17 protein-coding genes are annotated in these 18,088 nt (G+C 63.3%); 11 read left to right on the top strand and 6 right to left on the bottom strand.

Annotated elements, in window-relative coordinates; genetic code table 11:
• Positions 1–47: 47 nt before the first annotated feature.
• Positions 48–950 (bottom strand): LysR family transcriptional regulator, encoded by a 903-nt coding sequence (locus tag RTQ46_RS04480; protein ID WP_312434860.1) that lies wholly within the window; start codon positions 948–950, stop codon positions 48–50.
• A gap of 107 nt (positions 951–1,057) precedes the next feature.
• Here RTQ46_RS04480 and RTQ46_RS04475 point away from each other — a divergent pair, with 107 nt between their 5' ends.
• Positions 1,058–2,347, top strand: coding sequence for an MFS transporter (locus RTQ46_RS04475; protein WP_312434859.1), 1,290 nt, complete (start codon positions 1,058–1,060; stop codon positions 2,345–2,347).
• A gap of 67 nt (positions 2,348–2,414) precedes the next feature.
• On the top strand, positions 2,415–2,741 hold the full coding sequence (locus RTQ46_RS04470) for a hypothetical protein (RefSeq protein ID WP_312434858.1): 327 nt from the start codon (positions 2,415–2,417) through the stop codon (positions 2,739–2,741).
• A 6-nt stretch (positions 2,742–2,747) separates the two neighbouring features.
• On the opposite strand, the gene RTQ46_RS04465 is transcribed toward RTQ46_RS04470, so the two are convergent.
• Positions 2,748–3,611 (bottom strand): LytTR family DNA-binding domain-containing protein, encoded by an 864-nt coding sequence (locus RTQ46_RS04465; RefSeq protein WP_312434856.1) that lies wholly within the window; start codon positions 3,609–3,611, stop codon positions 2,748–2,750.
• Positions 3,608–4,747: a sensor histidine kinase gene (locus tag RTQ46_RS04460; protein WP_312434854.1), complete on the bottom strand. Its 1,140-nt coding sequence runs from the start codon at positions 4,745–4,747 to the stop codon at positions 3,608–3,610. The genes RTQ46_RS04465 and RTQ46_RS04460 overlap by 4 nt, the downstream gene beginning before the upstream one ends.
• A 182-nt stretch (positions 4,748–4,929) precedes the next feature.
• Between RTQ46_RS04460 and ugpQ the strand changes: the two genes are divergently transcribed.
• Positions 4,930–5,658 (top strand): glycerophosphodiester phosphodiesterase, encoded by a 729-nt coding sequence (gene ugpQ, locus RTQ46_RS04455; RefSeq protein ID WP_312434853.1) that lies wholly within the window; start codon positions 4,930–4,932, stop codon positions 5,656–5,658.
• Positions 5,659–5,939: 281 nt separating this feature from the next.
• On the opposite strand, the gene RTQ46_RS04450 is transcribed toward ugpQ, so the two are convergent.
• Positions 5,940–7,952 carry a TonB-dependent receptor domain-containing protein gene (locus RTQ46_RS04450; protein ID WP_312435010.1) on the bottom strand — a complete coding sequence of 671 codons (2,013 nt, stop codon included), beginning with the start codon at positions 7,950–7,952 and terminating at the stop codon, positions 5,940–5,942.
• Between the two features lie 197 nt (positions 7,953–8,149).
• On the opposite strand from RTQ46_RS04450, the gene RTQ46_RS04445 reads away from it, so the two are divergent.
• The 6 genes from RTQ46_RS04445 to RTQ46_RS04420 all read left to right on the top strand — a co-directional run bounded on the left by RTQ46_RS04445 (position 8,150) and on the right by RTQ46_RS04420 (position 15,641).
• Positions 8,150–8,584 carry a transcriptional repressor gene (locus RTQ46_RS04445; RefSeq protein ID WP_312434852.1) on the top strand — a complete coding sequence of 145 codons (435 nt, stop codon included), beginning with the start codon at positions 8,150–8,152 and terminating at the stop codon, positions 8,582–8,584.
• A gap of 130 nt (positions 8,585–8,714) precedes the next feature.
• A complete protein-coding gene (alaS, locus tag RTQ46_RS04440; protein ID WP_312434850.1) occupies positions 8,715–11,330 on the top strand; it encodes an alanine--tRNA ligase in 2,616 nt (871 codons plus the stop codon).
• A gap of 204 nt (positions 11,331–11,534) precedes the next feature.
• Positions 11,535–11,792: a sulfurtransferase TusA family protein gene (locus RTQ46_RS04435; protein ID WP_225317265.1), complete on the top strand. Its 258-nt coding sequence runs from the start codon at positions 11,535–11,537 to the stop codon at positions 11,790–11,792.
• A gap of 242 nt (positions 11,793–12,034) precedes the next feature.
• On the top strand, positions 12,035–12,784 hold the full coding sequence (locus RTQ46_RS04430) for an electron transfer flavoprotein subunit beta/FixA family protein (protein ID WP_312434847.1): 750 nt from the start codon (positions 12,035–12,037) through the stop codon (positions 12,782–12,784).
• A 40-nt stretch (positions 12,785–12,824) separates the two neighbouring features.
• Positions 12,825–13,760: an FAD-binding protein gene (locus RTQ46_RS04425; RefSeq protein WP_312434845.1), complete on the top strand. Its 936-nt coding sequence runs from the start codon at positions 12,825–12,827 to the stop codon at positions 13,758–13,760.
• A 90-nt stretch (positions 13,761–13,850) separates the two neighbouring features.
• Positions 13,851–15,641 (top strand): acyl-CoA dehydrogenase, encoded by a 1,791-nt coding sequence (locus tag RTQ46_RS04420; protein WP_312434844.1) that lies wholly within the window; start codon positions 13,851–13,853, stop codon positions 15,639–15,641.
• A gap of 199 nt (positions 15,642–15,840) precedes the next feature.
• On the opposite strand, the gene RTQ46_RS04415 is transcribed toward RTQ46_RS04420, so the two are convergent.
• Positions 15,841–16,467 (bottom strand): glycine zipper 2TM domain-containing protein, encoded by a 627-nt coding sequence (locus tag RTQ46_RS04415; protein ID WP_312434843.1) that lies wholly within the window; start codon positions 16,465–16,467, stop codon positions 15,841–15,843.
• Between the two features lie 101 nt (positions 16,468–16,568).
• On the bottom strand, positions 16,569–17,003 hold the full coding sequence (locus RTQ46_RS04410; RefSeq protein WP_312434841.1) for an NINE protein: 435 nt from the start codon (positions 17,001–17,003) through the stop codon (positions 16,569–16,571).
• Positions 17,004–17,254: 251 nt separating this feature from the next.
• On the opposite strand from RTQ46_RS04410, the gene rpsP reads away from it, so the two are divergent.
• Together rpsP and rimM are read left to right on the top strand one after the other, a co-directional pair.
• On the top strand, positions 17,255–17,506 hold the full coding sequence (rpsP, locus tag RTQ46_RS04405) for a 30S ribosomal protein S16 (protein WP_076567307.1): 252 nt from the start codon (positions 17,255–17,257) through the stop codon (positions 17,504–17,506).
• Positions 17,507–17,521: 15 nt separating this feature from the next.
• Positions 17,522–18,079, top strand: coding sequence for a ribosome maturation factor RimM (rimM, locus tag RTQ46_RS04400; protein ID WP_312434839.1), 558 nt, complete (start codon positions 17,522–17,524; stop codon positions 18,077–18,079).
• Positions 18,080–18,088: the final 9 nt, after the last annotated feature.

Genomic DNA, 18,088 nt, shown 5'->3' with positions numbered 1-18,088 from the left:
GGCATGCTGGAACTGATGGAGCTGCGCCTCGGTGGTGGATCACGCGCTCAGGCGCCGCCTTCCAGCGCGGCTTCCTCCGCCAGCTTGACAAAGGCCGCCACCATTGGCGACGTCTCTTCTTCGCGCTGCGCCAGCAGCAGGCTGGTGGTGGCCTGCGGATCGGCGATCGGGCGGTAGCACACGCCGTCCATGCGGATGCGGTCAAAAGAAGATGGCAATACCGAGATGCCGCAGCCGGCCGCCACCAGGCCGATAATGGTCGACGCTTCGCCCGCCTCCTGCACCACGTCCGGCACGAAGCCGGCCGCCTTGCACAGCCTGAAAATTTGCGGGTAGATGCCGGTACCCGCATCCTTCGGATACATCACGAACCCTTCGCCAGCCATGTCGGCAATCGCAATGGCCGGCTTGGCCGCCAGCCGGTGCGCTACCGGCAGTACCAGGAACAGCGGGTCCTGGCGCAGTTGCGTCAGGCGGATATCGCCGGGGCAGGCCGTTTCGGGCGGACGCACGAAACCGAGGTCCATGCTGCGCGCGCTGATCGCTTCGAGCTGATGCAGGGTGGCCATCTCGTGCAGGGTCAATGTCACGTGCGGGAACTGCTGGCGGTAGCGGTTGATGACGGTGGCGAAATACGGTGTAAATGGCGTGGAAAACGTAAAACCGATGCGCAGTTCGCCCGCTTCGCCGCGCTGGGCCCGGCGCGCCGTCACGCCCGCCTGTTCCGACAGCGCCAGGATGCGGCGCGCGTCCTCCAGAAACAATCGGCCCGCTTCCGTCAGCCGCACCGAGCGCTTGTTGCGCTCGAACAGCTGCGCGCCCAGCTCCGCTTCCAGCGCCTGGATCTGCTGGCTCAGCGGCGGCTGGCCGATATGCAGCCGCTCGGCCGCGCGCGTGAAGTGCAGTTCTTCGGCGACGGCGACAAAGTAACGCAGGTGGCGCAGTTCCATAGTCCGTCCAGTAATCGTTTTAAAGTATGAGATAGGCCTTAAATATATATTGGACGATATGAGTTGGCAATCCTATGATGAAATCTCGCCTCCTTCCGAACACCGTCATGTCCGACTCACCGCTAGCTTTTGCCGCCTCGTCCACTACCGTTTCTCCTGCCGCGCCCATAACACCGGCCACCCCGGGGCCGCGCACCGCGATAGCCAAGGGCACGCCCGCCTTCAAGCGCAGCAACCGCGCGCTGTTCTTCGGCGGCTTTTCCACCTTCAGCCTGCTGTACTGCGTGCAGCCCCTGATGCCGGTGCTGTCGCACGAATTCCACCTGACGCCGGCGCAAAGCAGCTGGTCGCTGTCGATTTCGAGCGGCCTGCTGGCCGTCTCGCTGGTGCTGCTGAGCGCCGTGTCCGACCGTTACGGCCGCAAACCGCTGATGGTGGCGTCGATGTTCTCGGCCGCCATCCTGACTATCCTCTCCGCGTTTGCGCAGGACTACGCGCAGCTGCTGGCGATCCGCGCCATGCTGGGCATCGCGCTGGGCGGGATGCCGGCGGTGGCGATGGCTTATCTGGGCGAAGAAATCGAAGGGCCGTCGCTGGGACTGTCGATGGGCCTGTATATTGCCGGCAGCGCGTTTGGCGGCATGTCGGGGCGCCTGATCGCGTCGATGCTGAGCGACTTTCTGTCGTGGCGCTGGGCGCTCGGCGTGCTCGGCGTGGCGGGCGTGCTGGCGGCGGCGGAATTCTGGCGCAGCCTGCCGGCCTCGAAGAACTTCGTGCCTTCTACCCGCGGCTGGAATGCGCTGCCGCATGCCGTCAAGCAGCATTTTTCAGACAAGGGCCTGCCGTGGCTGTTCTGCCTGGCGTTCGTGCTGATGGGCTGTTTTGTCAGCCTGTATAACTATATCGGCTACCGCCTGCTGGCCGCGCCGTTCGGCCTGCGCCAGAGCACGGTCGGGCTGCTGGCCTTTCTGTACCTGATCGGCATCTTCAGCTCGGTCTGGGCCGGCCGCCTGGTCGACCGGCTGGGCCGGCGCGGCGTGCTGTGGATCATGCTGTCGGTCATGCTGACGGGGATAGCGTTGACGCTGTTCGACTACCTGCCGTCGATCGTGCTCGGCATGGCGCTGGCCACCTTCGGTTTCTTTGCCTCGCACTCGATCGCCAGCAGCTGGGTCAGCCGCCGCGCCCGCGCGCCGCAGGCGCTGGCCTCGGCCTTTTACCTGCTGTTCTACTACCTGGGATCGAGCCTGATCGGTTCCGCCTCGGGCATGATGTGGGGCTTCGACGGCTGGACCGGCGTGGTCGCCATGCTGGGCGTGTGCCTGGGCGGCGGCGTGCTGATCGCCCTCAGGCTGCGCCATCTGCAGCCGCTGGGCGCGCGCGAAGCGGCCGGCTGATCTCTGCCGGGGGAACCTGGCGCCGCTTCGGTGATCCAACTGCATATATCACGCGAGGAGGATCATCATGTTGCAAGCAAACGAAGTGGCACGGCGCTTTGGCGCCATCGAGCAGGCCATCGGCCAGGCGGCGCAACTGTGCGGCAGCGCGCAGGAAATGCCGATGGACCTGAAAGACTGCATCAACCAGCTGGACCAGCAAAAAGCGTCCGTGCGCCAGGCGATCGATGCGCATGACGACGCGCGCATCCGCCAGGCCGTCGACAATATGGAGTCGCTGGGCGACCGCGCCAAGAAGGCATGCGGCACGGCCGCCAGGCTGACGCCTGAAATGAAGCAGGCGGTACTGAAGGTCCACGATGAGTTGTCGGACCTCAAGCACGAACTGCACTAGCGCACTTTACATCTGGCGGAACAGATGGGCGTAAAGCGGGCTGACGCGCAGTTGCGCCGGATGTCCGCGCAAGGTCAATGACAGCTTGCCGGCCTCGTCGCGCACGGCGCTGGCAATTGCGTTGGCGCTGACAATGGTGCCGCGGTGGATTTGCCAGAACTGCTGCGGGTCCAGTTGCGGCAACAGCTCCTTCAGGCTGGTACGGATCAGCGCTTCGCCATCGCGGCAGACCACGTTGATGTATTTGTCCAGCGCTTCGAAATACACCACGTCGGCCAGCGCAATCATGCGCACGCTGTTGCCGACGGCTGCCCGTACCATTTGCAGGCGCGGCGCCGGCGGCGTCAGTGCCTGCAGCTGGGCCAGCAGGCGGGCCAGGTTGTCGTCGGAAGGAGCAGCTGCCGGCACCGGCGCGGGCGTGGCGAATGCTGGCGCTGGCGCGGCAACTTGCAGCCGCTGTTTCAGGCGCTCCACCGTCTTGCCCAGGCGCGCGTCGTTGACGGGTTTCAATACGTAATCGGCAGCCGCCTGTTCGAACGCGGCCAGCGCATAGTCGTCGTAGGCGGTCACGAACACGACCTGCGGGAAGGGCCGGCCATCCTGTCCTTGCTGCCCGTCGTCCCATTGTTCGGCCAGCTCCTCGGCCGCTTCCAGCCCCGTCTTGCCCGGCATCTTGATGTCGAGGAACAGGATATCGGGGCGCAGGGCCAGGCCCTGCTGCAGCGCCTCCACGCCGTTGGCGCAGGTGGCGACGATCTGCAATTCGGGCCACAGCCGGCGCAGGGCGTGGGCAAGGGCGGCAGAAAGGATCGGTTCGTCTTCGGCGATCAGGGCGCGTACGGTCGCGGTGGCGTTGCTCATATCGGTCATGGCGTCGTGGTGATCATGGATGGTTGAAAGGGAAGGGTCAGGCGGGCGGTCGCGCCGCCAGTGGTATTGGCATCGAGCGACAGGCCGGCTGCATCGCCATGCATGACCTGCAGCCGTTCGCGGATATTCGCCACGCCCAGGTGGGTGCCCTTGTGGCTTCCCTTGGCCTGGCCAGGGTGATCGAGACCCAGGCCGTCGTCGGCCACCGTCAAGGTCAGCGTGCCGCCGTCGACGCTGGCGCGCACGCTGATATGGCCGCCTTCAATCTTCGGCTCCAGGCCGTGCTGGATGGCGTTTTCCACCAGCGGCTGCAGCAGCATCGGCGGCAGTTTGATATCGCGCAGCTGGTCGGGCAGGTCCAGCGTGTAGGCGAGGCGCGCACCCATGCGCACGGCCATCAGGCCCAGGTAGGCTTCCATCAGCGCAAACTCCTGTCCCAGCGTGGTGGTGCCGGCGCGCGAGGAACTGAGGGTGGCGCGCAGGTACTGGATCAGCTGATCGAGCAGCAGCTGGGCGCGGTCCGGATCAAAACTGATCAGCCCCTGCAGGTTGGCCAGGGTATTGAACAGCATGTGCGGTTCGATCTGCGCCTGCAGCAGTTGCAGTTGTGCCTGCATGGCCTGGCGCGCCACGGATTCGGCGCGGGCTTTTTCCTGCGCCGCCGCCGTCTGCAGGCGCGACATCTTTTCGCGGCTGGAGAAAAACAGCACGGCGGCGCCGGTCACGACCAGCGTGAAGGCCAGGTTGGCCGCGATGTCGGCAGGATCAAGCGTGGTCAGGGCCCGTACCTTGACGTCGGTCAGCCACACGAACAGATGCATGCCCAGCCATTGCGCCGCCGGGACTGACACCAAAATGATGGCGATGAACGGCAGCGCCCTGGGCCGCTCGTCGGGGCCCCACAAGGTCAGGCGCGCGCCGTCGATCAGCACAAAGGCGATGCCGCCGATGCACATCGAGGCGATCAGGTTCTGGCCCAGGTGGCTGCCCGGATTGAGGATATACGTGATCACCAGCGCGCAGATCACATTGAGCGCCAGCGCATAGCGGATATCGGGCAGCATGCGGTAGTAGCGCGAGCGGCGGCGCCTGACTGACGGCACGGTCTGGACTGAGGGGATGGTCGGGCTGGACATATGCGCTTTGAATGTGTGATCGATAAGTCATTGTGTCGCCTTCGCGCGGCCGGCGCAACGCCCGTGCGACGAAACGGGGCTGGCACGGCGCCAATCGCAGCAGTGTGCCCTTTGGTGTGCTCTTTACACGGCCGCGCTGGCACGCGATGATGCAAGTCCATCATCATCAAGCAAGGATCACCATGTGGCCATATCCACGCACCCTGGCGCACCGCGGCGGCGGCACGCTGGCCCCTGAAAACACGATTGCCGCCCTGCGCTGCGGCCTGGCCCACGGCTACCGCGCCGTCGAGTTCGACGTGATGCTGGCGCAAGACGGCGTGCCTGTCGTGGTGCACGACGTGGAGCTGGGCCGTACGGTCGCCGGCAGCGGCAGCATTCCCGACTACACGGCCGAACAGCTGGCGGCCATGGACGCGGGAACGTGGTTCGGCCCGGAATTTGCGGGCGAGGGCGTGCCGGCTTTTGATGCGGTGGTCGCGTATTGCAAGGCGCAGGGCATCTGGATGAATATCGAAATCAAGCCGGCGCCGGGCCATGAGGTGCGGACAGGCGAAGTGGTGGCGCGGCTGACGCGCCAGCATTTTGCCAGTGGCGGCCAGCTGCCCTTGCTGTCGTCATTCAGCATCGCCGCACTCGAAGCCGCCCGCACGGCGGCGCCCGAACTGGCGCGCGGCTGGCTGGTCGAGGAGTTGCCGGAAAACTGGCTGGCGCAGGCGCGCGAGTTGGACGTAGTGGCGATCCATTGCGATCACACGCCGCTGACACGCGAGCAGGTGCAGCTTGTCAAAGAAGCGGGATTTGGTGTGTTCTGTTATACCGTCAATACGCCGGAGCGGGCCAGCGAGCTGCTGGGCTGGGGTGTCGACGGGTTTTGTACGGATCGGATCGATATTATCCCGGCTGGATAAATCGAACCCCAGAACGAAGACTGGGGTCAGACCCTGAGGGTCTGACCCCGGCACTTGCATCTGGGGTTGCAGGTAAAACAGCTTGAAACGTCACCCTTGCCCCCGCCTTCGATGGCGCCGCATTCTTGATGAGCGAGATGTGGCTGCGCGCCAGTCATGCGTAGGTCGGATTAGGCCCAAGGGGCCGTAATCCGACAACATTGTTGGCCTGGGCCGGTGGTGGTGTCGGGTTACGCGCTGCGCGCTAACCCGACCTGTTCGGCCGATCTGATGTGATGTGCTTAAAACGTCACTCGCACTCCCGCCGTCAGATTGCGCCCCGTCAAAGGCGCCGCATTCTTGATGAATGAGGTGTGGCTGTACGCGAGTTCATTGGTCAGGTTGTTCGCCTTCAGATAGAACTGGGTTGGCGTGCCGCCGATGCGGGTGTCGTAGCTGGCGGACAGGTTCAGCATATTGTAGCCAGGCGTGGTGGTTTCAAACGCGGCCACCTTGTCCTGCTTGCCCACGCGGTAGAACTCGGCCACGCCATTCCAGTTCTGCCAGCTGGCGTCGAATTTCACGCCCAGGCGCTGGGCCGGGATGCGGGGCAGGTTGCCGCCGCCGTCGGCCAGTTTGGCCCGTACATAATCGCCGAACACGCTGGCGCCAAAGATCGGATTGAGTTGCTGGCGCACCTGGCCTTCGATGCCGGTAAATGTCGCGTCGCGCTGCGCGTATTCGATCAGCTGGAAGCCTTCGTGGCTGTCCAAGGTCGAGCCGAAGATGTAGTTGTCGATCCGGTTGCGGTAGGCGCTCAGCGAGAACGTGGTGGCGCCCGCGTATTTGCGCAGGGTGACATCGATATTGTTCGAGGTTTCCTTGCCCAGGTTCTCATTGCCCAGTTCATAGGTGGCGGTGGCCATGTGCACGCCGTTGGCGTACAGCTCTTCGGCGCCCGGCAGGCGGTGCGTGCGCGAGATGGTCGAGCCGAGCGAATACTGCGGCGCAAATTTCCATACGGCGCCCAGCGAGATGGATGTGCCGCTGGCGCTGTGATCCTGCAGCGTGGCGCTGTCGACGGCGATATCCTGCCATTCGTGGCGCAGGCCCGCTTCGAAGCGCCACTGCGCCAGGTTGTATTCCTCGACCAGGAAAGCGGCGTGCTTTTTGGTCACGGTTGGCGCCACGTAGGCTTCTTCGCCCAGGGCCGAGAAATCGCGCTTCGAGGTCTGCAGTCCCGCCACGCCGCGCCAGCCACCAAGCGGCACATGCTCCATTTCCAGCCGCGCATCGTGGCCCTTGTTCTTGAACGTGGTGGCGACCTCCGTGCCTTCGATCTCGTCGTGCTTGTAATCGGTGAACGCGGCGCGCAGGCGCAACCGGGTAAAGCCGGGCATCGGATCGCGCAGCTCGCCGCGCACATCCCAGCGCTCGCTTTTCAGTTTGACGTACGGCACGGCGCCGCCTTCTTCGTGCTCGTGGTCGTGCTCTTCGCCTTCTTCGCCTTCGTGTTCATGCTCGCCGCAATGCAGGTGCGTGCCGTGCGGGTGGCAGCTTTCGAATTCGTGGTTGTGGCCGGGCAGGCCGTATTCGGCGCGCTGGCTGGTAAATGCCAGGCCCAGGAAGCCGCGCGAGCCCACCCATGCGGCGCCGACGCTGCCGGTGTCCGTCTCGTTGTAGCTGCCGGCCACTTTCGCGCCGCCCTCCCAGCCGCTGCCGACCTTGTACTCTTTCGCATCGCGCTTGACGCCTTCCGCGTGGAAGGCGAAGTTGCCGGCGCCACCGGTCACTTCAAACGCGCCGGCTTTTTCGCGCGCAGCCGAGTTGGCGCGCACTTCCGCGCTGCCTTCAAAACCCTTGGCCGGGACCTGCGTGTGGATCTTCCTGTCGATCACATTGACCACGCCGCCGACGGCGCCGCCGCCATACGCCAGCGCCGACGGGCCGCGCAGCACTTCGATCTGTTCGGCCAGCATCGGTTCGGACGCCACCGCATGGTCGGGGCTGATGGTCGACGCATCCTGGATTTCCGCGCCATCGGACAACACCTTGACGCGCGGTCCGTCCATGCCGCGAATAATCGGGCGGCTGGCGCCGGCGCCGAAATGGCTGGACGTGATGCCGGGCTGGCCGGCCAGGGTTTCGCCCAGCGTGCCTTCGCGGGCGCGCACCAGTTCGTCGCCGTCAAGCACGGTGACCGGCGTGCTCATGTCATCGCTGCCCAGCGACAGCGCGCTGGCCGAGACGGTAACGGCGGGCAGGGTGCTTGCCTGCTGGGCCAGCGCGGTGGCGGGCGTGGCAAAGGCCAGCATCAGGGCCAGGCTTAACGGGGCGGGGCGGGGCAGGGGGCGTGCTGCGTGTTGCGGTGCGGTCATGTGTGTATCCTTGTTTGTGACGATGTTTGCAGGGGCTGGGCAAGCGCTTATTTGATAATGATAACCCATTATCATTAGCTTGTGAACCGCCCGCCGCTGCTGCCTGACCGGTTCGATGGTGTATTCTGTCGGCTATGGAACGCACAACACGTCAAAAAACCGCCATTCAAGCCGCCATCGAGTCGGCCCGGCGCCCGCTGTCGGCGCAGGAAATCCTCGAACAGGCCAGCTTGCAGGTCACGCAGCTGGGCATTGCCACGGTGTACCGCAACCTCAAATCGCTGGTATTGGAAGAAAAAGTCCATGTAGTGACCTTGCCCGGCGAGAACCCGCGCTATGAGTCGAATGCGATCGCCAACCACCATCACCACCATTTCCAGTGCACCAGCTGCCAGCGCGTGTTCGACGTGCACGACTGCCCGGGCGACCTGAAGCGCATGGCGCCACAGGGCTTCGTGGTCGAGCGCCACGAGCTGACCTTGTATGGCCGCTGCGCCGACTGCAATGCGGCCGGCGAAGTAGCGGCTTCCGCCGGCACCGCACCGCACGGCTGCGCCGACCACGCCTGAGTCTCTCCTGTCATTGACAAGGGCCTGTGCGCAACATATCCGCGCACAGGCCCTGCCTGCCTTAATTGCAGGCAGCCATATCACGTATAATCTTCCCTTTAAAGCTGCCGCCACTTTTTGCCAAGAAAACATGAAATCATCTGAAATCCGCGACAAGTTCCTCAAGTTTTTCGAGTCCAAGGGCCATTCCATCGTCCGCTCGAGCTCCCTGGTGCCAGGCAACGATCCGACCCTGCTGCTGACGAACAGCGGCATGGTGCAATTCAAGGACGTGTTTACGGGCACCGACAGCCGTCCGTACACGCGCGCCACCTCGGTGCAGCGCTGCGTGCGCGCCGGCGGCAAGCACAACGACCTGGAAAACGTCGGCTACACGGCGCGCCACCATACGTTCTTTGAAATGCTGGGCAACTTCAGCTTCGGCGACTATTTCAAGCGCGACGCGATCCACTTCGCGTGGGAACTGCTGACCAAGGTGTACGGCCTGCCGGTCGACAAACTGACGGTCACCGTCTACATCGAAGATGACGAAGCCTACGATATCTGGGCGAAAGAGATCGGCGTGCCGGTCGAGCGCATCATCCGCATCGGCGACAACAAGGGCGCGCGCTACGCGTCGGACAATTTCTGGCAGATGGCCGACACCGGCCCCTGCGGCCCGTGCACCGAGATCTTCTACGATCACGGCGCCGACATTCCGGGCGGCCCACCGGGTTCGCCTGACGAAGACGGCGACCGCTTCATCGAAATCTGGAACCTGGTGTTCATGCAGTTCAACCGCGACGAAGCGGGCGTGATGCACAAGCTGCCGAAGCCGTGCGTCGACACCGGCATGGGCATGGAGCGCCTGGCCGCCGTGCTGCAGCACGTGCATTCGAACTACGAGATCGACCTGTTCCAGCATTTGATCCGCGCCGCCGCGCGCGAAACCGGCGCCACCGACCTGGAAAACAAGTCGCTGCGCGTGATCGCCGACCATATCCGCGCCGCCGCCTTCATGATCGTCGATGGCGTCATTCCGGGCAGTGAAGGCCGCGCCTATGTGCTGCGCCGCATTATCCGCCGCGCACTGCGCCACGGCCACAAGCTGGGCCAGACCAAGCCGTTCTTCTACAAGCTGGTCGAAGATCTGGCCATCGAGATGGGCGCTGCCTATCCGGAGCTGGAAGAAGCCAAGGTCAACGTCGCCAACATGCTCAAAGCCGAGGAAGAGCGTTTCGGCGAGACGCTGGAAACCGGCATGAAAGTGCTGGAAGCGCAGCTGGCCAAGGACAGCACCGGCATCGACGGCGCCACCGCATTTACCCTGTACGAAACCTACGGCTTCCCGCCGGACCTGACGGCCGATATCTGCCGCGAACGCAATATCGCCTTCGACCAGGCTGGCTACGACGCGGCCTTGAAGGAAAGCCAGGAGCTGTCGCGCAAGGGCGGCAAGTCGAGCAAGGACAGCAAGGTCGACTACACAGGCGAGAAGAACAGGTTCGTCGGCTACGATAACCTCAGCCACGCCACCAGCAAGGTTGTCGCGCTGTACGCAGCCGGCACCGCCGTGCAGGAACTGAAGGCGGGCGACGCCGGCATCGTGGTGCTCGACACCACGCCGTTCTACGCCGAATCGGGCGGCCAGGTGGGCGACCAGGGCGTGATTTCCACCGGCGCAGCTTCGTTCAAGGTCGACGACACGCTGAAGATCCAGGCCGATGTCTTCGGCCACCATGGCGTGCTGGCAGCGGGCTCGCTGAAAGTGGGCGACGCGGTCAGTGCCGACGTCGACCAAGGCAAGCGCGCGCGCACCATCCGCAACCACTCGGCGACTCACCTGATGCACAAGGCATTGCGCGAAGTGCTGGGCGGCCACGTGGCGCAAAAAGGCTCGCTGGTCGATCCGGATAAAACCCGTTTCGACTTCAGCCACAATGCGCCACTGACGGCTGAGCAGATCGTCGAAGTGGAAGCCAAGGTCAATAAAGAGATCCTGGAAAACCATCCGACCAAGGCGCAGCACATGTCGTTCGACGACGCCGTAAAACACGGCGCGATGGCGCTGTTCGGCGAAAAATACGGCGACGAAGTGCGCGTGCTCGATATCGGTACCTCGAAAGAACTGTGCGGCGGCGTGCACGTGCAGCGCACGGGCGACATTGGCCTGTTCAAGATCACGGGCGAGAGCGGCGTGGCGGCCGGTATCCGCCGCGTCGAAGCGGTGACGGGCGAAGGCGCGCTGGCGCTGGTGCAGGCCATGAACCGCCGCCTGCTCGACGCTGCGGCCGCGCTCAAGTCGAATCCGGAAGAGCTGACGGCCCGGATTGGCCAGGTACAGGATCATGTCAAGGCGCTGGAAAAAGAACTGGCGGCCCTGAAATCGAAACTGGCTTCGGGCCAGGGCGATGAACTGGTCACGCAGGCGGTCGACGTGAATGGCGTCAAGGTGCTGGCAGCGGTGCTGGAAGGCGCCGACGTGGCCCGCCTGCGCGAGACGATGGACAAGCTGAAGGACAAGCTGAAGACGGCGGCCATCGTGCTGGCCAGCGTCACGGACGGCAAGGTCAGCCTGATCGCCGGCGTGACGGCAGACGCCACCTCGAAGGTCAAGGCGGGCGAGCTGGTCAACTTCGTTGCACAGCAAGTGGGCGGCAAAGGCGGCGGACGCCCCGATATGGCGCAAGCGGGCGGCACCGATCCGAGCGGCCTGTCCAACGCGCTGGCCGGCGTGCCGGCCTGGGTGGGCGAGAAGGTCAAGTAAGCTGCCAACGTGCAGGCATGCGGGGTTCGCGCCCCGCGTGCACTCGAAAACGGTCCGCCAACCTGGTTTGCGGGCCGTTTTGCTTTAGAGCATCTCGTTGTGACACCACAACAGCCGGTGAACTATTTTGGTGCAGCGCGTCATCGGCCCTGAATTAGAGTAGTATGTCGAAAATCAGTACAACAAAACAATGGTGGGATATTGATGAGCGACACACTACTTGATACCGAGATTATGGAATTTCATAAAGAACTCGACGCGCGGGGCCTGAACTGCCCGTTGCCGATTCTGAAAGCAAAAAAGGCATTGTCAGAGCTGCAAAGCGGCGAAGTGCTGCGCATCATGGCAACCGATCCCGGTTCCGTGCGTGACTTCCAGGCGTTTGCCAAACAGACCGGCAATGCGCTGCTGTCGCACGTGCAGACGGGCACCGAGTTTGTCTTCCTGATGCAGCGCAAGTAACTCCCGCCACCGGATCGTCCCGACTGGCGATCTGCACGGCGCGCGCAGGTGGTATTTTGCTGCCGTGCAGCGTAGCGCCAGATTTCCCTCTACACAGCCATCTCAGCCAATTTAGATGGTTTGCTCTAACTAAAAATCGCACGATCGTGCTTAAATTCGGTTCAAGATTCAAATTTCTCTTATAATCGAAGTCACAATCAGCACTTGATCCGTCATTTTTATAATTTCCCAAAGGCATAGCTATGAAAGTCTTGGTACCCGTCAAACGCGTGGTCGACTACAACGTCAAAGTACGCGTCAAGAGTGACGGCAGTGGCGTCGATACCGCCAACGTCAAAATGTCGATGAACCCTTTCGACGAGATCGCTCTCGAAGAGGCCATGCGCCTGAAAGAAGCCGGCAAGGTCACCGAAGTGGTCGCCATCTCGTGCGGCGTGACCCAGTGCCAGGAAACCCTGCGCACCGCGATGGCCATCGGCGCCGACCGCGGCATCCTGGTGGAAACCACCACCGAACTCGAACCGCTGGCCGTAGCCAAGCTGGTCAAGGCGCTGGCCGAAAAAGAACAGCCACAACTGATCATCCTGGGCAAACAGGCGATCGACGACGACAGCAACCAGACCGGCCAGATGCTGGCGGCCCTGCTCGGTTGGCCGCAAGCCACCTTTGCCTCGAAAGTCGTGCTGGAAGACGGCAAAGTGACCGTCACGCGCGAAGTGGACGGCGGCCTGGAAACCCTGGCGCTGACCCTGCCGGCCATCGTCACCACCGACCTGCGCCTGAACGAGCCACGCTACGTGACCCTGCCGAACATCATGAAGGCGAAGAAAAAGCCGCTGGAAACCGTCAAGCCGGAAGACCTGGGCGTCGACATCGCACCGCGCCTGAAAACGCTGAAAGTGGCGGAACCTGCCAAGCGCTCGGCCGGCATCAAGGTACCGGACGTGGCCACCCTGGTTGCCAAGCTGCGCACCGAAGCCAAAGTCATCTAAGCGGCTTTGCCGTCTACCCAGAACAATTACAGGACATATCATGGTCGCATTAGTTATTGCTGAACACGACAACGCTACCTTGAAAGGTAGCACCCACCACACCGTCACCGCAGCCATCCAGTGCGGCGGCGGCGACGTGCACGTGCTGATCGCCGGCTCGAACGCTTCGGCGGCCGCGGCCGCCGCCGCGCAAATCGCCGGCGTGGCCAAGGTCATCGTGGCCGACGCGCCATACTTTGCCGACGGCCTGGCCGAAAACGTGGCCGAGCAGGTGCTGGCGATTGCCGGCGACTACAGCCACATCCTGGCGCCAGCCACCGCCTACGGCAAAAACATCCTGCCACGCGTGGCCGCCAAGCTGGACGTGGCGCAGATCTCGGAAATCACCAAGGTCGACTCGCCTGACACCTTCGAGCGCCCGATCTACGCCGGCAACGCGATTGCCACCGTGCAGTCGAGCGACAAGGTCAAGGTCATCACCGTGCGCACCACCGGTTTCGATTCGGCTGCCGCCAACGGCGGTTCGGCTGCGACCGACACCATCACGGCCGTGGCCGATATCGGCAAGTCCGCTTTCGTTGGCCGCGAACTGGCCAAGTCCGACCGTCCGGAACTGACCGCCGCGAAAATCATCGTCTCGGGCGGCCGTGGCATCGGTTCGGCCGAGAACTTCCAGATCCTCGAGCCGCTGGCCGACAAGCTGGGCGCCGCCATGGGTGCTTCGCGCGCCGCTGTCGATGCCGGCTTCGTGCCGAACGACTGGCAAGTGGGCCAGACCGGCAAGATCGTCGCGCCATCGCTGTATATCGCCGTCGGTATCTCGGGCGCGATCCAGCATCTGGCCGGCATGAAGGACTCGAAAACCATCGTCGCCATCAACAAGGATCCGGAAGCACCGATCTTTGCCGTGGCCGACTACGGCATCGTGGGCGATCTGTTCGAGATCGTGCCGCAACTGGTGAAAGAACTGGGTTAATTCAAACCCGATCCGGTTTTGTGAATTGCAAAGCCACGCCGGCCCGCCTCACACGGCGAGCCGCGTGGCTTTTTTCTTGGAGATAAGAAGATGAGCTATCAAGCCCCGCTGAAAGACATGTTGTTCGTCATGAACGAACTGGCCGGCCTGGCCGAGATCCACACCTTGCCCGGCTGCGAGGACGCCACGCCCGATACGGCCGAAGCCGTGCTGGAAGAGAACGCCAAATTCTGCGGCGGCGTGGTGGCCCCGCTGAACTGGCCCAGCGACAAGGAACCGAGCTTCTGGCACGACGGCCAGGTGACCACCTCGAAAGGCTTCAAGGAAGCGTTCAAGGCGTATGGCGAAGCGGGCTGGCAGGGCGTGCAGCACCCGACCGAATTCGGCGGCCAGGGCCTGCCCAAGCTGCTGGCCACGCCGTGCATCGAAATGCTCAACTCGGCCAGCATCTCGTTCGCGCTGGTGGCGCTGTTGTCCGACGGCGCCATCGAAGCGCTGCTGACGGCCGGCAGCGACGAACAGAAGGCGACCTACCTGGAGAAACTCGTCTCGGGCCAGTGGACCGGCACCATGAACCTGACCGAGCCGCAGGCCGGCTCCGACCTGGCCGCCGTGCGCACGCGCGCCGTGCCGCAGGGTGACGGCACCTATAAAGTGTTCGGCACCAAGATCTTCATCACCTACGGCGAGCACGACCTGTCGGACAATATCGTCCACCTGGTGCTGGCCCGCACGCCTGACGCGCCACCGGGCGTGAAAGGCATTTCGCTGTTCATCGTGCCGAAATTCCTCGTCAATGCCGACGGCAGCCTGGGCGAGCGCAACGACGCGCACTGCGTGTCGATCGAGCACAAGCTGGGCATCAAGGCCAGCCCGACCGCCGTGCTGCAGTTCGGCGACCATGGCGGCGCCATCGGCACGCTGGTGGGCGAGGAAAACCGCGGCCTCGAATACATGTTCATCATGATGAATGCGGCCCGCTTCGGCGTCGGCCTGCAGGGCATCGGCCTGGCCGAGCGCGCCTACCAGCAGGCGGTGGCGTTTGCCAAGGACCGCGTGCAGTCGCGCGACCTGGCAGGTTCCGCCGGCCCCGTTTCCATCATCCACCATCCGGACGTGCGCCGCATGCTGATGTCGATGCGCTCGCAAACCGAGGCGGCGCGCGCGCTGGCCTACGTGGGCGCGGCCATCAGCGACGTGGCCCATCACCATCCGGACGCGCAGGTGCGCGCCGACAGCCTGGCGACCTATGAGTACCTGGTGCCCATCATCAAGGGCTGGTCGACGGAAATGTCGCAGGACGTCACGCGCGACGGCGTGCAGGTGCATGGCGGCATGGGTTTTATCGAAGAGACGGGCGCCGCCCAGCATTACCGCGACGCCAAGATCCTGACCATCTACGAAGGCACGACGGCGATCCAGGCCAACGACCTGGTGGGCCGCAAGACGGTGCGCGACGGCGGCGCGGTGGCGAAATCGATTGTCGCCCAGGTGCGCGCGACGGAAGCCCAGCTGGGCGAACTGTCCGGCGCGGACTTCCAGGCCATGCAGCGGCACCTGGCCGAAGGCAGCGCGGCGCTGGAGGCGGTAGTGGAATATGTGGTGGCCAACATGAAGACGGATATCAAGGCCGTGTTCGCGGGCAGCGTGCCGTATCTGAAACTGGCCGGCATCGTGCTGGGCGGCTGGCAGATGGCGCGCGCGGCCGTGGCGGCGCAGCAGAAGCTGGGCGAGGGCAGCGGCGACGCGGCGTTCTACAACGCCAAGATCAGCACCGCGCGCTTCTTTGCCGACCATATCCTGTCGCAGGCGCCGGGTCTGCGTGCCACCATTATCGATGGCAGCGCCGGCGTGATGGCGCTGTCAGAAGAGCAGTTTTGAGGGGGTTGAATCTGAATAATGGCGGGCCGGAGACGCGGGCCTGAGAAAATGCCGATGGCGGCGTTGCAGCTTCCTTGCCGTACTAACGTACTGTCTGCGTCGCTGCGCCTTGCCCTCGGCATTTTTCAGGCCCGCCAGGCCCGAGCGCCCTGGTTCAGGACTCGGGCCTTTTTAAGTGCTTGGGCTGCTGTCGCTGTTGTTAACGACGTGTAATGCCATTGCCGGAATTGCGCACCAGATCGCCCGAATGCAGGCCCGGGTCCTGGTCAAACGCGAAGTCGGCCTTGGCGCCCGTTTCGTACTGCACCGTCACGGTCCACACCTTGGAATTGCGCACGCGGCCTTCGACCTGCTTGCCCGCATAGGCGCCACCCGCGGCGCCGGCCAGGGTCGCCAGGTCCTTGCCGTGGCCGCTGCCGACCTGGCGGCCCAGCAGGGCGCCGGCCACGCCGCCGCCGATCATGCCCAGCGCGCCGCCTTCACCGGCTTTCTCGGTGACATTGACAGCCAGCACCTTGCCGCAATCGGAACAGATCTGCTGCTGCTGCTTGGCCGGCTGGCTGGCGTAGGAATTGCCGGCTTTTTGCGCGGCCTTGGCGTTGATGATGGACTGGTCGTACTCGGTCTTGGCATCGCGCAGGCATTGCATGCGCGCTTTCGACGAGGTTTCCTCGGCACACAGTTTTTTGTCATCCGCATAGCGGGTACTGGCTTGTTTGGTGTCATAGGCGTATTGCGCCTTGGGCGACAGGTTTTGCGCAAAGGCGGACGTGCCGAGCAGGCCGGCCATTGCCAGGGCAGCAATAAGGGTAGGGCGACGAATCATGATCTTCTCCAATAAGCGACCAGCGAAGCTGGTGATGAATGCAGTATAGAGGAAAATCATAATTGCTTGCCAACACAGCCGTGCGCAGGTATCGCGCTCTTCTAACCGTAGGCGCCACCGGTATATAACAGGTCGAACAGGCGCGCCATGGTGGCTATCAATACGCCAGCGCCCAGCATCAGCGTGGCGACCAGCAAGACCGCCAGCGGCCAGCCCGTGTCCGACAGCCGGCCCGAGCCGGCGTTATAGCGCGCATCCCATTTTTCATCAGGCATCAAACCCAGCACCAGCGCCTCGAGGAAACCGATCAGCGCGGAGATGGTCAAAGGCAGTAGCTGGTAAAACCAGTCGGCGTCGGGCAACAGCTGGCGCAGCGCCAGGCTGGCGGGCAGCGCGGCCAGGTGCAGCCAGCCCCAGGCATCTTTGCCTCCATGCAGGTAGAAGCGGTGTGCGCCAAGCATGCCCAGCAGGAAGCCCAGCAGGCTGGTGAACGCCTTGTTCTTGTGCGGCTGGTGCGAGAGGGTGGCGGTGGTCATGGCGCTCCGGGGACGGGTCGGTCGGGATGGACAGTATCGGCCAAAGCCGGTCGCTTGTGGGGTAGAAGTTGACAAAAACCTGACACGCAGGTGCCGGCAAACGCACGTGCCTATTGCGTCTTTGGCGATGTCTGGTCATAATGTTTGATTAGCCCAAATTACACGCCCGTCATCATAACGCTTGCTGCCTGGCGGTAAAGCGCGCTATAATTTGCGGCTTTTTCCGCCTCAGCACACTTTTTGGAAATATTATGGTCGTTATTCGTTTAGCTCGTGGAGGCGCCAAGAAGCGCCCGTTCTTCAACATCGTCGCTACTGATTCGCGCAATCGCCGCGATGGTCGCTTCATTGAGCGTATCGGTTTTTACAACCCGATGGCGCAAGGTGGCGAAGTTCCACTGCGTATCACCGCAGACCGTCTGGCCTACTGGCAAGGCGTTGGCGCACAATTGTCGCCAACCGTTGCTCGCCTGGTTGCCAGCAACGGCAAAGCAGCAGCTTAATTTCAGATCACTGGTTTGACGGTCAAGACTGCATCCGGGGTGAAAGTCCCCGATGACCTGGTACAGGTAGGCTATGTCTCCGGTGCCTATGGCATTGCTGGCGGAATCAGGATTACTCCTTTCTCCGACGACGCGGATGCATTATTAAGCGTTAAAACCTGGTGGTTTGATAAACCGACCTTGCATGACGTTCAAGTCAGGCAGGCGAAGTTGCACGGCGGCGACGTCGTGGCTCAGCTGGTGGGTGTGGTCGGGCGGGATGCCGCAGAAGCGCTGAAAGGCGTGTCTGTGCAAATTCCGCGTAGCCATTTCCCGACGCTGACAGCCGATGAGTTTTACTGGTCCGATCTGATCGGGCTGACAGTTGAGAATTTGCAAGGCGAGTGCCTCGGTACGGTGCACGACATGATGAGCAATGGTCCGCAATCGATCCTGCGCATCACGCCGGTCGCCAACCCCGACGAGTCCGTTGAAAAGGCGCCTGAGCGCCTGATCCCGTTTGTTGGCCAGTTTGTCATCAATGTTGACAAGGCCGCCAACAAGATTACGGTGGACTGGGGCCTCGATTATTAAACCGCCTGC

The organism is Janthinobacterium sp. (assembly GCF_031995485.1).
In the GTDB taxonomy this organism is placed as follows: domain Bacteria; phylum Pseudomonadota; class Gammaproteobacteria; order Burkholderiales; family Burkholderiaceae_D; genus Janthinobacterium.
Note: the sequence above shows the minus strand (reverse complement) of the source record. Positions and strands in the feature narration are given on the sequence as shown.

Excerpts from the sequence above, each read along its gene's own strand:
- RTQ46_RS04435 (WP_225317265.1), top strand. The coding sequence starts at position 11,535 with ATGAGCGACACACTACTTGATACCGAGATTATGGAATTTCATAAAGAA.
- RTQ46_RS04410 (WP_312434841.1), bottom strand. The coding sequence starts at position 17,003 with ATGACCACCGCCACCCTCTCGCACCAGCCGCACAAGAACAAGGCGTTC.
- alaS (WP_312434850.1), top strand. The coding sequence starts at position 8,715 with ATGAAATCATCTGAAATCCGCGACAAGTTCCTCAAGTTTTTCGAGTCC.
- RTQ46_RS04420 (WP_312434844.1), top strand. The coding sequence starts at position 13,851 with ATGAGCTATCAAGCCCCGCTGAAAGACATGTTGTTCGTCATGAACGAA.
- RTQ46_RS04460 (WP_312434854.1), bottom strand. The coding sequence starts at position 4,747 with ATGTCCAGCCCGACCATCCCCTCAGTCCAGACCGTGCCGTCAGTCAGG.
- ugpQ (WP_312434853.1), top strand. The coding sequence starts at position 4,930 with ATGTGGCCATATCCACGCACCCTGGCGCACCGCGGCGGCGGCACGCTG.
- RTQ46_RS04480 (WP_312434860.1), bottom strand. The coding sequence starts at position 950 with ATGGAACTGCGCCACCTGCGTTACTTTGTCGCCGTCGCCGAAGAACTG.
- RTQ46_RS04415 (WP_312434843.1), bottom strand. The coding sequence starts at position 16,467 with ATGATTCGTCGCCCTACCCTTATTGCTGCCCTGGCAATGGCCGGCCTG.
- RTQ46_RS04465 (WP_312434856.1), bottom strand. The coding sequence starts at position 3,611 with ATGACCGATATGAGCAACGCCACCGCGACCGTACGCGCCCTGATCGCC.
- RTQ46_RS04430 (WP_312434847.1), top strand. The coding sequence starts at position 12,035 with ATGAAAGTCTTGGTACCCGTCAAACGCGTGGTCGACTACAACGTCAAA.
- RTQ46_RS04425 (WP_312434845.1), top strand. The coding sequence starts at position 12,825 with ATGGTCGCATTAGTTATTGCTGAACACGACAACGCTACCTTGAAAGGT.
- RTQ46_RS04450 (WP_312435010.1), bottom strand. The coding sequence starts at position 7,952 with ATGCTGGCCTTTGCCACGCCCGCCACCGCGCTGGCCCAGCAGGCAAGC.
- RTQ46_RS04475 (WP_312434859.1), top strand. The coding sequence starts at position 1,058 with ATGTCCGACTCACCGCTAGCTTTTGCCGCCTCGTCCACTACCGTTTCT.
- rpsP (WP_076567307.1), top strand. The coding sequence starts at position 17,255 with ATGGTCGTTATTCGTTTAGCTCGTGGAGGCGCCAAGAAGCGCCCGTTC.
- RTQ46_RS04445 (WP_312434852.1), top strand. The coding sequence starts at position 8,150 with ATGGAACGCACAACACGTCAAAAAACCGCCATTCAAGCCGCCATCGAG.
- RTQ46_RS04470 (WP_312434858.1), top strand. The coding sequence starts at position 2,415 with ATGTTGCAAGCAAACGAAGTGGCACGGCGCTTTGGCGCCATCGAGCAG.